Source organism: Halorhabdus salina (assembly GCF_013839425.1).
Lineage (GTDB): Archaea > Halobacteriota > Halobacteria > Halobacteriales > Haloarculaceae > Halorhabdus > Halorhabdus salina.
Genome location: NZ_JACDNP010000002.1, coordinates 299,962 through 312,645 on the forward strand (window position 1 = coordinate 299,962; position 12,684 = coordinate 312,645).

Below are 12,684 nucleotides of genomic sequence, written 5' to 3' on the forward strand. Positions count from 1 at the left end.
TCGAGTTACTCACGTGACGCTCTCCGGCCGGTGATTCTCCGTCGACCGGTCTTTATGATCGGCGGCACAACCTGGAGTATGACTGAGACAATCGTTGTTACGGGTGCGCTCGGCGGTGTGGGCAGTTGGGTCGTCGAGACACTGCGGGGAGAGTACGACGTCGTCGCCGTCGATCTGACACTCCCGGAGACGACCGACGTCGATGGCGTGGACTTCCAGGCGGTCGATCTGACCGAGCAGGGACCAGTCTGGGAGACCATCCTCGACGCGGATCCGACGGCGGTCGTTCATTGTGGGAACATCCCACACGAAGAGGATCACGCTGGCGGGGACGTCTACGAGAACAACGCCACGAGCTCGTATCACACGCTGGAAGCGGCCGGCCGCGCCGGAGCGGACGTCGTCTGGGCATCGAGTGAAACTGTCTACGGGACCCACTGGCCCGAACCGGAGTTGCCGGCGTCACTACCCGTGACCGAAACACACCCGGTCAAGCCGTGGAACGGCTACGAGACCTCGAAGCTCGCAGGCGAGGCAGCGGCCACTCGCGTGGCGAATGCCTTCGACGTCTCCGTGGCCTCGCTGCGTGCCTCCTGGGTCCAGTATCCCGGCCGATACGAGGTGACGCCGCTCCGGGAACAGTTCGACTTCGAGAGTGCCGGACGCTTCGGGAATTTCTGGTCGTACATCGACGTGCGGGACGTCGTCTCGCTCGTCGAGGCGGCACTGGACACTGCGTTCGAGGGCCACGAAGTGGTCAACGCGTTCGGCCCCGACAACTTCCTCGGCGTCGAAACGGCGCGAGCGATCGAGGCGGGATTCGGATCGCTGCCGGAGGAGTGTGACCTGACGGGCGACCAATCGGCGTTCTCGACAGCAAAGGCTGCGTCACTCCTGGGTTGGGAACCGGAACACTCCTGGAAAACGGCCGAAGACGAATCGATTCGCGGGCCGGACTTCGTCTGACCCGGTCCCGAGTCGGCGCGATCAGTCCTCTTCGACGACTTCGATGCCGCGGTTGTTGACCGCCGCGGGGTCGAGACCGACCTCTTCGAGGAAGCCCTTGTACTCGCGTTCACACTGTTCGGCGTCCTGTTGTTTGTCGCTGGCGCGATCACACAATGCCACGAGGTCTTCGGGCACATCGTTGGTGTGGACGATCCAGTGGTTGATGAGATCCGAGAGGCGGCGGATGGGCGAGGTGAAGTGGCCGTAGATCTCGAAGTTCAGCGCGTGATGCCCGCCGAAGGGGTCGTTCATGTACTTCGCGCGAGGCATGACCTTCATCACGGCCCACTGGATCTTGTCCAGTTGGCGCTGGGGGGCATCCTCGAGCGTGGCGTTGACCGCCATGCGGGGGTCGTCCCAGGCCCCGCCGGGGATCGACACGCCATCGAGGTCCTGTATCTCCTGGAGTGCTTCGCTCCACTCGTCGGGGCTGGGCTGGGGGTGGACGCGGTACATCGCCTCGACACCCCGGTCCCACATCAGGACGTGCGTGACAGCCTTGTTTGCCTTGAGCATGCACTCCTCGATGATCGTGTGGGCGCGATCCCGACGGGGGTTCAAAACCAGGCTGCCGTCTTCTTTGCGCTGCTCGTGCATCCGGTCGGCCAGGTCCCAGACCGCCTGCGTCTTCTCGGCAAGATCGACCGACTGGTCTTCGAGAACGTCCTCGGCCGTTTCGGGTTCGTCCAGCAGGCGTTCGGCCTCGGTGTAGGTCAGCCGCGCGTCGCTGCGGATGACCGATTTGTAGATCTCGATGTTCTCGTAGCCCAAATTCTCGGGATCTAAGTGCATCTCGACGGTGTGGGCCAGGCGATCCTCGTTGGGGACCAGCGAGCAGACTGTTTCGGCGAGAATCGGCGGCAGCATGTGGACGGTGTAGCCCGGGAGGTAGACGGTGTTCGCCCGCTCGACGGCCGACCGCCACATCGCCGTGTCCGGATTCACGTAGTGGGTGACGTCAGCGATGTGGATCCACAGGACGATCTCGTCGTCGCGATGTTCGATCGAGATGGCGTCGTCGAAGTCCTGGGCGTCGATCGGGTCAGTCGTCCACGTCGTGAGGTCCCGGAGGTCCCGGCGCTCGTCGATCTCGTCTTCGATCTCCGAACCCACGTTCTCGGTCCGCTCCTTGGCTTCCTCGATGACCTCCGGGGGGAACCCGTCGGGAATCTCGAACTTCTCGAAGAGTTCCTCGCGTTTGTTCTCCAAATGGCGGGCCATCTCCTCGTCGATCTCGACGGGGCCCTGCCCCTCCGGCGTCCCGGCCTCGGCCTGGGCGTCCTCTTGGGCGGTCATGCCATCCGGTACGGTCAGCCGGTAGGTAGGCGTTTCGACGGCGACTGGCTCAGGCTGCTGTCGGTCGGACTGGTGTTCCCGGCAACTATTTCCGCCTATCGGCCTAATAGCCACACATGAGGCGTCGAAACCTCCTCGCGCTTCTGGGCGGCGCTCTCGGAGCAGGCCTCGCGGGGTGTTCGGACGTGAATGAAGACGACGATGGAAGTGCCGAGTCGGCACCGACTGGAAACACCGCTTTCGAGCCGGACAACTACACGGTTGAGAACGCCTCCGACCTGCCGACGGCCGAGTGGAACGACAGTGAATGGAACGATAGCGAATGGAACGACAGTGACTGGAACAACAGTGACTGGAATGACAGCGACTGGAATGACAGCGACTGGAACGATAGCGAATGGAACGACAGTGACTGGAATGACAGTGACTGGAACGACAGCAACCAGACTGGCGGATTCACCGAAACGGAGTTCGAACTCTGTCCGGGCACGGCAGAGGGGATCGAGATCGTCAACCACACGGTTGGGCCGGGGCCGAACGAGACGTACTACGTTGAGGGGACTGTCCGGAACGACGGTCCAGCCACCCGCTGTTCGTACGTCCTACTCGAAGTCATCTTTCCCGACGAACGACGCGAGACGGAATCGATGTTCATGGGCGATCTCGAACCCGGGGAGACCGGCTCTTTCATTCTCGGTCCCATCGATCTCAGCGACGCGGATCACGATCCCGACAGGTACAACATCTACGTGACGAACGAAACCTGGGACGACGACTGACTCGTGGACTCGGTCCTGTACTGTGGTTCGACCCTTCTCCGTCAAGTGATTGACTAGGGGCGGACGCTTGCGGGACGACCGCCTTGGGCGGGGAACGGTCGATTTAACCCCAGCCGTCGCCAGTGGTCGGGTATGAACGTCAAGTCCCGTCACCACCTCCGGTCGGACGCCGTCGACGAGATCGAAACCGCTCTCGCCGATCACCTCGGCGTCGAAATCGCCGCCGATACCTACGAGAAAGTCACCTTCGAGGACAGCGACTGGGAAGTCGTCCTCGTCGACGGGGAGCCCGCTGTCTTCTACGTTCCCGACGAGGGCGACGACCCTGACGCGCCGTTCCTCACGGTCCGGGGTGCCAACGACCACCCGCCGGCGACGAACGTCGTCACGGTCGACGCCGGCGCGATCGAGTTCGTCTCCAACGGTGCCGACGTGATGCGCCCCGGCATCACCGAAGCTGACGAGTCGATCGAGGCAGGGGATCTGGTCGTCATCGCGGAGGAGGTTCACGGCAAGGCACTGGCCGTCGGTCGGGCCCGCGTCGACGGCGCGGAGATGGTCGGCAAGGAGGGCAAAGTCGTCGACACGGTCCATCACGTTGGGGACGACCTCTACGAGTTTTCGGGCTAAGTGAACGCTCCGGTACGACACACGGCGCTTCGAGGGGAAGGATTATTTCGCGAGACAGAGATATCATACCATGAGTCACATCTATGTCGCCGGAAGCATCAATCAGGATATTACGGCGCGTGTCCAGCGGCGACCGCGGCCAGGCGAGACGATCGCTGGCGAGTCAGTGTCGTTCGGGCTCGGTGGAAAAGGGGCCAATCAGGCGGTCGCAGCCGCACGATCGGGTGCATCCGTCGAACTGATCGGAGCCGTCGGTGGCGATCGGTTCGGCGAGGAGCTGCTGGCCGACCTCGACGGGGAACACGGACTCTCGACTGCACACGTCAGGCGTGTCCCAGATAGCTCGACCGGGGTCGCACTCATCACCGTCGATTCGGACTCCGAAAACGCCATCGTCGTCGTTCCTGGGGCCAACGCCACACTCGCCCCGGAACACATCGCGGACGTCGAGATGAGCGACGGGGCCGTCGCCCTCTCCCAATTCGAGGTGCCACAGCCGACGATCCGGGCGTTCTTCGAGCAAGCACAGTCGCGGGGCGTGACCACAGTGCTGAACCCGGCACCGGCCGACGACGTCCGTGACGACCTACTCGAACTCGTCGACTATCTCGTCGTAAACGAAACGGAGGCCCTGTTCTACAGCGATGGGGACGCCAACAGCGGACTCTCGACGGCCGGACTGGAGGCGACGGCCGCGGATCTGCGCGCACACGACGAGCAGGTTGTCGTCGTCACGCTCGGCAGGGCGGGCGTGTTCGCGAGCACGCCATCGGAGACAATCGAACTAGACGCCTACGCTGTCGATCCCGTCGATACCACCGGGGCGGGAGACGCGTTCGTCGGTGCGTTCGCCACGGCAATCGGTGATGGCCTCGCTCTCCAAGACGCACTCGATACCGGGACTGCCGCCGGGGCACTCGCGACGACCGAGGCCGGAGCCACACCGTCGCTGCCGACGCGAGCAGCGATCCAGAACATCCGTCAGGACTCTTGAAACCCTCAGCAGACCGCGTAACGCAAGATACCTAAGTCGAGGGTCGGAACCTGCGACATGGCAGATCGCGTCATCATCGACACCGACACCGCGACCGACGACACGCTGGGTATCTTGCTTGCGGTCTTATCGGATCGGGTCGACGTCGAAGCGCTAACGATCGGGGCCGGCAACGTCGCCTTCGATCGCCAAGTCGAAAACGCAAAGTACACCCTGCAACTCGCCGACATCGCTGAGAAGATCCCCGTCTACGAGGGGGCACGAACACCGCTGGTCAAAGAGCACGACCACGCCACAGAGATCCACGGCGAGGGTGGCCTCGGTCCTGCTCTCGTCCCCGAGACTGACGTCCCTTCAGCCGAGGGGTTCGCCCCCGAGTACATCGTCGAGGCGGCTCGCGAATACCCTGGTGAGATCACCCTCGTCTGTCTGGCTCCACTGACGAACGTCGCGCTCGCCTTGGAACGCGAGCCACAGTTGGGTGATCTCCTCGCAGACGTCGTCGTGATGGGCGGGAACGTCCACACACCTGGCAATGTGACGCCAGCCGCCGAGTTCAATTTCTGGGTCGATCCCGACGCCGCAAAGATCGTTCTCGACGAACTCGACGTCACGCTGGTCGACTGGGGACTCACCCTGCGGGACGGCACGCTCGATACGGCCGCCGAGGATCAGATCGTCGATGCCGCCGCTGATTCCCGATTCGCTGCATTCTACGAGACGATTTTCCAGCCGGATTCTGAAGGGGTCGAGGAAGATTCCCGCTGGGAGGGGACGGCCCAGCCGGACGCGCTCGCGACCGCTGTGGCCGTCGCCCCGGAACTGATCGCGGAGCGTGGTACCTACGCGGTCGACGTTGACGAACGCGAGGGGCTGACCCGAGGGGTCACGGTTACCGACACCAACGGCATCACCGACCGCGACCCACGGACCGACGTAATCGAGGCTGTGGATACGGACGGTTTCCGGCAACTACTGGTCGAGACGCTCGTCTCGGGCGATGCTGATCGATCGATCGAGTGAGAGGACGAGGGCGCGCTCACGATCGGAGCAGTATCGGCGACAAGACTCGGTATCCATGATACAGTCGTCGCTACGGTACGCGTCGCCACCGCGTTTCCGAATCCGAAGTACCTACAGGATCTTGTCGTCGTGATCGAGGCGAACGTCAAGACGGAACGGACCGACGCGACAGTTCCTGAGTGGGATCCCTTCAAGCGGTTCCAGATACGCATCCGGTTCCGCCACGAAACTCAGTCCATGGTGAGAACGGTAATCCCCGAAAGGGGAACGGTGGCACGTCTTCAAACAATGACACCGCTCGGAATTCTCACTGGATTGTTCTTCCTGTCAATGGGACTCGCTGCGTTGTATCGCCCCAAACTACGGGGACCCAGAGACGTGAGCCTCATTTCCGGGGATGTCGGTTCGGGAGAGGGAGTCGGTGCGTACGCGAGCGGAGTATTTCTGACCTTGCTGAGACTGGGATTCCGCTACCTTGGTCTGCGGTATTGAATCGGCAATAGGAACTCTCGCTGGCGGCAATACTCTACGTCGAAACGCTGTCTTCGTCGTCCTCGACCACTCGGTGCTTAGTGTTCTCGAGGGTGACTCGGAGGGCATACGGCAGTACAATCGCGCCACTGACGGCAATTCCAAGAGCGCTCCAGCGGACGATGCCATCGAAAACGACGATCCCGAAGATGCCAATTTCGGCTGGGCCCAGAGGCCAATCAGTACCTGCACGCGACGATCGTAGAGCGGATATTCGTCAGTCAGGGAGGCAGTAGGTGATCACACTACAGTAAAACCGGGCATCCAATCAGGTCGGTGTTCAAATACGTAGTGCAGCCGCTATCGAACACGTCACGCACGTCGAAAAGAGCGGACCGTCGGCGTCAGCCGAACAGTTCGCCGAGACCTTCGCCGTCGGCCTCCTCGTCATCGTCGTCGCCGGCTTCTTCTTCTTCCCCAGCGGCTTCTTCGTCGTCGTCGGCTTCCTCAGCCTCGTCGTCGCCACCCTCGTCGGCGGCTTCGACTTCGCCGCCGGCAGCGCCGCCCGTCGCGGCGGGCACGGCAGCGGCTTCCTCGACGGCCTCGTCGATGTCGACATCCTCGAGTGCGGCCACGAGGGCCTTCACGCGGGATTCCTCGACGTCGACGCCGGCAGCGTCGAGCACGTCCGTCAGGTTGTCTTCGTTGATCTCTTCGCCAGTTTCGTTCAGGATGAGTGCTGCGTAAACGTATTCCATTGGTGTATCCTCCGTAGTTATCCGAACATCTCGCCGAGTGCGTCGCCGCCGTCATCGCCGTCCTCGTCGTCTCCGTCGTCTTCCTCGGCGTCGGCTTCGTCAGCCTCGTCGGCGTCGTCGCTATCCTCGGCATCGCTGTCTTCGTCTGCCTGTTCCTCAGTGGCTTCAGCAGCGACCGCGACGTCCTGAAGGTCCTCCGGGAGGGCCTCCTCGTCGTCGATCTGGCTCGCGAGTGCGCGAACCTGTGCGTCGGCCTTGCTCACGAGGTCGTCGGCCAGGTCCGGGCTCTCGATAGAGGCCTGCAGGCCGAGGCTCTTTGCCTCGCCGCGGGCCGTCTGGAGCAGTGCCGGGCCCGTCTCGGCCGTCGGGAAGACGGCATTGATCGAGAGGTTCCGGGCACGACCGGCCGCGGCCTGGACGTCGCTGCGGTACTGATCGATGTCCAGTTCGAGGTCTTCGGGCTCGAAGAGGACGCCCTCGGCGTGGACGGCACGCAGGTCCAGCCCGACTTCCTTGGGCTCGATGCCGAGTTCGGCGAGGACGTTTGCGAGCTCGGCCGACACTTCGCCGCCGGCTTCGAGCACCGTCGAATCCTCGAGGACCTTGATCGAGCCTTCTTGAATGCGGGCGTTGGCGCCGACGCTCTGCAACTCGCCAACGAACGGCCCGGGGTCGATCCCCGTGTCACCCTCGGTGATGACGATGTCGTTGGGAGCAATCTCGCCGGCATTGATTGGGGCCGACGTCTTCGAGGCCTCCAGTTGCTGGTAGAGCCCGAAGGGATTGTCGTTGGTCCCGATCAGCCCGACGTGGCCAGAGATGTACTGAACGAGGTCTTCGAGGCCCTCGTCGACCTCCTCTAAGGCGCGCTCGACCAGCGTGTTCCGGCTGACGCGCAACTCCGCGGTGCCATAGAGGTTCCGGCGCATATCCTGGAGTTGCTGGCTGGGAATTCCCGTCAGGTCGACGATGCCGACGCTGTCGTAGGATTCGAGCGTCGCGACGAGGTCGTCGATTTCTTCGCGCTTCCACTCGGGAATCGTCTCGGTCTTGCGCTCGGCGCTCATCTCAAGCCACCTCCACGGCGGGGCCCATGGTGGTCTTGATGTACACCGAGTCGAGGTTCAGCGGTCCTTTCTCCAAGTCGGCGTGGAGCCGGCGCAGAATGACGTCGATGTTGTCTGCGATGTCCTCGGCGGACATGTCCTCGGCGCCGACGCGCGTGTGGAACGTCCGCCGGTCGCCGCTGCGCAGCTGGACCGTGTTTTTCATCCGCTCGACGATTTCGACGACGTCGTCGTCGGGCTGGAGTGGCTCGGGCATCTTCCCGCGCGGACCGAGCACGGTCCCGAGATACCGACCGATGTCCTGCATCATCGACGCTTCGGCGATGAAGAAGTCGGTGTCGTCGGCAAGGTCCTTGGCCTGGTCGTCGTCGTCGCCGAGGTCTTCGAGATCGTCGCCGTCGAGGACGTCGTCGGCGACCTCCTCGGCACGGATCGCGGTCTCGCCGTCGGCAAAGACAACGATAGTCGTCTCCTGGCCAGTACCAGCCGGAAGAACAATACTCTCATCGATACGATTCGACGGATCGTCAAGGTCTATGTCGCGCAGGTTGACTGCGAGATCCACCGTCTCGGTAAATTTCCGATCCGGTGAGTCTTCGAGTGCGCGAGAGACTGCATCTTCTATGTCCTGATCTGCCATTGTTCACCTCCGTAGTGCGCCATCTGGCTTCTACGGGTCAGTGAAACAGGCGGCTTGCCTGTCTCGACCGAAGCAACGCCGAAGCGACACTTAAACCCGTCGAACCGTCAAGACGGCAGGTACCGTCGATCTACCGCCGATTGCCGTCGACCACGGAGCTTTTCCCCGTGCTCACGTATCTGTAGCCCGATGCGCATCCGGACGACGCTTCTCGGCGTGTTACTCCTCGTTGCAGTCGTTCTCTCGGGGACGATCTTCGCCGGCTTCACGATGCACAAGGAGGGCGTCGTCGATCAGGAGCGCGAGGATGTCCAGCGAACCGCGTCGGTCGTGGCCAATCGGATCGACGCACGCCTCACGACAACGGTCGAAGCTGTCGAGCTGTGGGAAGCGAACATCGCCGCCGGGGACGGTGATCCTGCTGGCCGGTTCAATGCGCTCACTACGTTCCTCAACCGAACCGCATTCGATCGAGCCGGAATCTATTCGAAAGACGGTGACCTCGCCTCTATCTCCGGCTCGGGTCTGACGCCCGAGGACTTCCGAACGCTGGTCGGGCACAACTACGCTGGCGAACCGTTCGTCGACCAGGCACTTGCCGGACACGTCTATATCAGTCAACCGACGCGGTCGCTGACCGACCAGTACGTCGTCAGGATCGCAGCCCCCATCCAGAACCAGGGGGACGCTATCGCCGGAGTCTTCAGCGGGACATTCGAGATTGGCAACGGATCGCTGTTGGGCGACGTGCCCACCGTGGGCCACGACGCCGACCGGATTCAGATCACAGCCAACGAGACAACGCTACTGGCGGCACCGTCATTCGAGGGTGATGCGCTCACGGCGAACGCGACTGTCGAGCGGACCGGCTGGACGGTCGGTGTCGAACGACCCCGGTCGACGATCGCCGACAGACTCACATTGGCGACGACCTTACAATTCGGCGGCGTCGTCGTCGCACTGCTCGCCGTCGGGTTCGTCGGACTCTGGGTCTCACAGACGACGTTGACTCGCATTCGGGACCTTCTCGATGCGTCGGCGGCCCTCGAATCCGGCACGTATCGAACTGACCTCGACCTCGGCGATATCGATGAGTGGCGACAGCTAAGCGAGCGGTTCAACTCGCTGGCCAGGACACTCGAACAACGAGACTCCCAGTTACGCGTGCTCAATCGCGTCCTCAGACACAACCTGCGCAACGACATGAACGTGATCACAGCCCGCGCCGAGCGGGTATTGGCTGACGACGACACGCCAGCGTCAGTCCAGGCAGATATCGAACAGATCCACGAGACGGCAACTCGACTTATCAACACAAGCGAACATGCCCGGACACTGTACGATGATCTGCTAGCGACACCAAAGCAGGCGATCGAGCCCGTCGACGTCACGGCGGTCGTCGAACAGCGGACCGCGATGCTCGCCGCAGAATATTCCGAGAGTACGATCGAAACCAACCTCCCCGAGCACGCCTGGGCGCTCGATTCCACGACACTCCCAATCGTGGTCGAGGAGATCGTCCGGAATGCGATCGTCCACAACGACTTACCAGAAGCTGAGCGAACAGTAACCGTCTCCGTCGAGCCAGAACAGGACCCGACTGACTACGTCGATACCGAGCGCGAGACGCGGATCGTCGTCGCGGATAACGGCCCCGGGATGCCGATGGTCGAAGAAGCGCTGCTGACTGATCAACTCGAAGAAACGTCAGTCGAACACGGCAGCGGCCTAGGCGTGTGGTTAGCCAACTGGCTGATCGACCAGATCGGCGGGGTCGTGTCGGTCTCGACGGGCATCGACCGGGGAACCACTGTCACGATCCACCTTCCAGCCCCCGGGACTCCACCGACGGACGAGTGAACGACGAACGCTGCGCTTCGTGAGTGTCCTGAACGGGTACAGCAAGCGAGAAATGAAAAGAGCCCCGGCTTTCCAGCACACGCACACGCCAGCCATCAACAGGGATCGGCTGGGCGTCGCAGGCCTGAGTCTACTCGGCCAATGCGTCGTCGTAGGCCCCGTCGTCGATCTGTGCGGCGACCTCGCGAGGGTCGTCGCCCTCGATGGTGACGCCCAGGGAGACACAGGTCCCGACGATCTCCTTTGCGGCTTCCGTCAGCTCGTAGGCCAACAGGTCGGGGTGTTTCTGCTCGGCGATGGTTTTGACCTGCTCGATGGAGAGGTCGGCGACGAACTCATCGGCGGGTTCACCGCTGCCGGTCTCGAAGCCGGCTTCGTCTTTGACCAGCGCGGCCGTCGGCGGGACGCCCACGTCGATCGAGAACGAACCGTCTTCCTCGTACTCGACGGTGACGGGGACCTCAGTACCGTCGAAGGCCGCTGTCTGATCGTTGATGTCCTGTACGACAGCCTGGACGTCGACCGGCGTCGGGCCGAGTTCGGGGCCGAGCGGCGGCCCGGGATCGACCTGGCCGCCAGCGACGAGAACCTCGATCGTTTCAGCCATACCAGTGAATCCGTCGGCGCAGAGTTAAGAATTGCTTTTCGATACTGGCACCGTCACTAGTTGACGGGGGCGTGGACGATCGATGCGAAACCGCCGCCGATGGCCGCTTGCACGCGGCCGAGATGACTCACTCGACGACGATCCCGTTCCGGGTGAGGAAATCACTGGCCCGCTTGATCTCGACCGGGCTACCGATAATCCGGACGCTGGCGTCCTCGTGACGGACCGTCACTGTAAACCGCTCAGTCAGGGTTGGCCCGACGGTTTCGAGGGTGTCGGCCGGGAGCTGAATCTGGGTACTATCCCGGAGGCGGGCGGCGGTTGACATCGGTACAGTTCTCGCCGTGGCGGCCTATGAGTGTGACGAAGTCCGGATCCGGAGCGATCTCCCGCCCCGGACGGAAGCCCTTTTGAAGGGCGACGGCCGAAGATTCGACGATGGGCCTTGAGGAGGAGATCCGGGAACTCGAGGAGGAGATCGCATCCACCCCCTACAACAAGTCGACCGAGGAGCACATCGGCCGCCTGAAGGCCAAGCTCGCCGAGAAAAAAGAGGAGTTCGAAAAGCGCCAGTCCGGCTCGGGCGGTGGGTCAGGGTACGCTGTCGAGAAGACCGGCGACGCCACGGTGGCCCTGGTTGGCTTTCCCAGCGTCGGTAAGTCCACGCTGATCAACGCCCTCACCAACGCCGACAGCGAAGTCGGGTCGTATGACTTTACGACGTTGGACGTCAATCCGGGGATGCTCCAGTACAACGGCGCGAACATCCAACTACTCGACGTTCCCGGATTGATCGAAGGGGCCGCGGGCGGCCGGGGCGACGGTAAAGCAGTGCTGTCGGTCGTCCGGACGGCCGATCTCGTGCTGTTCGTCCTCTCGGCCTTCGAGATCGGTCAATACGAGCGCCTCAGCGAGGAACTCTACAAGAACAAGGTTCGGCTGGATGTCGAGCCCCCCAGAGTCAGCGTCCGCAAGAAACACAAGGACGGCATCAGCGTGAATGCGTCTGTCGACATCGATCTCGACGAACAGACGGTAAAGAGCGTCCTCCGGGAACACGAGTTCGTCAACGCCGACGTGACCATCGGCGAGCAGATCGACATCGACCGGCTGATCGACGGGATCATGGACAACCGCGAGTATCTGCCCTCGCTCGTCGCCGTCAACAAGGTCGACCTGATCGATCCCAGCTACGTCGACACCGTCACGGCGGATCTCCGCGAGGTCGGCGTCGATCCCGATGACGCGATTTTCATCAGCGCCGAGAAGGAGAAGGGCCTCGAAAGCCTGACCGAGCGCATCTGGGACGGACTCGGACTCATCCGGATCTACATGGACAAGCCAGGCCGGGGCGTCGACTACGAGGAGCCGCTGATCCTCACCGAGGGTGACACCGTCGGGGATGCCTGTGAGAAGATCGGCGGGCGCTTCGACGATCGCTTCCGCTTCGCGCGGGTCTCCGGTGAGAGTGCGGCCCACGACGACCAGCAGGTCGGCCGGGATCACGAACTTGCCGACGAGGACGTCCTCCGGATCGTCGTCGATCGGTGA

The 12,684-nt window shown here is 62.8% G+C and carries 13 protein-coding genes; 7 read left to right on the top strand and 6 right to left on the bottom strand.

Going from position 1 to position 12,684, the window contains the following annotated elements; all coding sequences use genetic code 11:
- Nucleotides 1-78: 78 nt before the first annotated feature.
- On the top strand, nt 79-966 hold the full coding sequence (locus HZR20_RS04165; RefSeq protein ID WP_181685328.1) for an NAD-dependent epimerase/dehydratase family protein: 888 nt from the start codon (nt 79-81) through the stop codon (nt 964-966).
- A gap of 21 nt (nt 967-987) precedes the next feature.
- On the opposite strand, the gene HZR20_RS04170 is transcribed toward HZR20_RS04165, so the two are convergent.
- Nucleotides 988-2,304: an RNB domain-containing ribonuclease gene (locus tag HZR20_RS04170; RefSeq protein WP_181685329.1), complete on the bottom strand. Its 1,317-nt coding sequence runs from the start codon at nt 2,302-2,304 to the stop codon at nt 988-990.
- Nucleotides 2,305-2,420: 116 nt separating this feature from the next.
- Between HZR20_RS04170 and HZR20_RS04175 the strand changes: the two genes are divergently transcribed.
- From HZR20_RS04175 to HZR20_RS04190, 4 genes are all read left to right on the top strand, one after another.
- Nucleotides 2,421-3,083 carry a hypothetical protein gene (locus HZR20_RS04175; protein ID WP_181685330.1) on the top strand — a complete coding sequence of 221 codons (663 nt, stop codon included), beginning with the start codon at nt 2,421-2,423 and terminating at the stop codon, nt 3,081-3,083.
- A 132-nt stretch (nt 3,084-3,215) separates the two neighbouring features.
- Nucleotides 3,216-3,713 (top strand): RNA-binding protein, encoded by a 498-nt coding sequence (locus HZR20_RS04180; protein ID WP_181685331.1) that lies wholly within the window; start codon nt 3,216-3,218, stop codon nt 3,711-3,713.
- A gap of 70 nt (nt 3,714-3,783) precedes the next feature.
- Nucleotides 3,784-4,707, top strand: coding sequence for a ribokinase (locus HZR20_RS04185; RefSeq protein WP_181685332.1), 924 nt, complete (start codon nt 3,784-3,786; stop codon nt 4,705-4,707).
- A 57-nt stretch (nt 4,708-4,764) separates the two neighbouring features.
- The gene (locus HZR20_RS04190; protein ID WP_181685333.1) at nt 4,765-5,730 is read left to right on the top strand and encodes a nucleoside hydrolase; all 966 of its coding nucleotides are present in this window, start codon (nt 4,765-4,767) and stop codon (nt 5,728-5,730) included.
- A gap of 875 nt (nt 5,731-6,605) precedes the next feature.
- Here HZR20_RS04190 and rpl12p read toward each other — a convergent pair.
- The 3 genes from rpl12p to HZR20_RS04205 are packed head-to-tail and all read right to left on the bottom strand — an operon-like array spanning nt 6,606 to nt 8,666.
- On the bottom strand, nt 6,606-6,959 hold the full coding sequence (rpl12p, locus tag HZR20_RS04195; RefSeq protein WP_181685334.1) for a 50S ribosomal protein P1: 354 nt from the start codon (nt 6,957-6,959) through the stop codon (nt 6,606-6,608).
- A gap of 17 nt (nt 6,960-6,976) precedes the next feature.
- Nucleotides 6,977-8,026, bottom strand: a complete 1,050-nt coding sequence (locus HZR20_RS04200; RefSeq protein ID WP_181685335.1) for a 50S ribosomal protein L10 — start codon at nt 8,024-8,026, stop codon at nt 6,977-6,979.
- 1 nt (nt 8,027) lies between these two features.
- Nucleotides 8,028-8,666: a 50S ribosomal protein L1 gene (locus HZR20_RS04205; RefSeq protein WP_181685336.1), complete on the bottom strand. Its 639-nt coding sequence runs from the start codon at nt 8,664-8,666 to the stop codon at nt 8,028-8,030.
- A 189-nt stretch (nt 8,667-8,855) separates the two neighbouring features.
- Here HZR20_RS04205 and HZR20_RS04210 point away from each other — a divergent pair, with 189 nt between their 5' ends.
- Entirely contained in the window at nt 8,856-10,526 is a 1,671-nt protein-coding gene (locus tag HZR20_RS04210; RefSeq protein WP_181685337.1) for a sensor histidine kinase, read from the top strand.
- 130 nt (nt 10,527-10,656) lie between these two features.
- On the opposite strand, the gene HZR20_RS04215 is transcribed toward HZR20_RS04210, so the two are convergent.
- Both HZR20_RS04215 and HZR20_RS04220 read right to left on the bottom strand, forming a co-directional pair.
- Nucleotides 10,657-11,133: a 50S ribosomal protein L11 gene (locus HZR20_RS04215; RefSeq protein ID WP_181685338.1), complete on the bottom strand. Its 477-nt coding sequence runs from the start codon at nt 11,131-11,133 to the stop codon at nt 10,657-10,659.
- A 127-nt stretch (nt 11,134-11,260) separates the two neighbouring features.
- Complete coding sequence (locus tag HZR20_RS04220) at nt 11,261-11,461, bottom strand: VNG_1110C family protein (protein WP_181685339.1); 201 nt, start codon at nt 11,459-11,461, stop codon at nt 11,261-11,263.
- A gap of 110 nt (nt 11,462-11,571) precedes the next feature.
- On the opposite strand from HZR20_RS04220, the gene HZR20_RS04225 reads away from it, so the two are divergent.
- Entirely contained in the window at nt 11,572-12,684 is a 1,113-nt protein-coding gene (locus HZR20_RS04225) for an OBG GTPase family GTP-binding protein (protein ID WP_181685340.1), read from the top strand.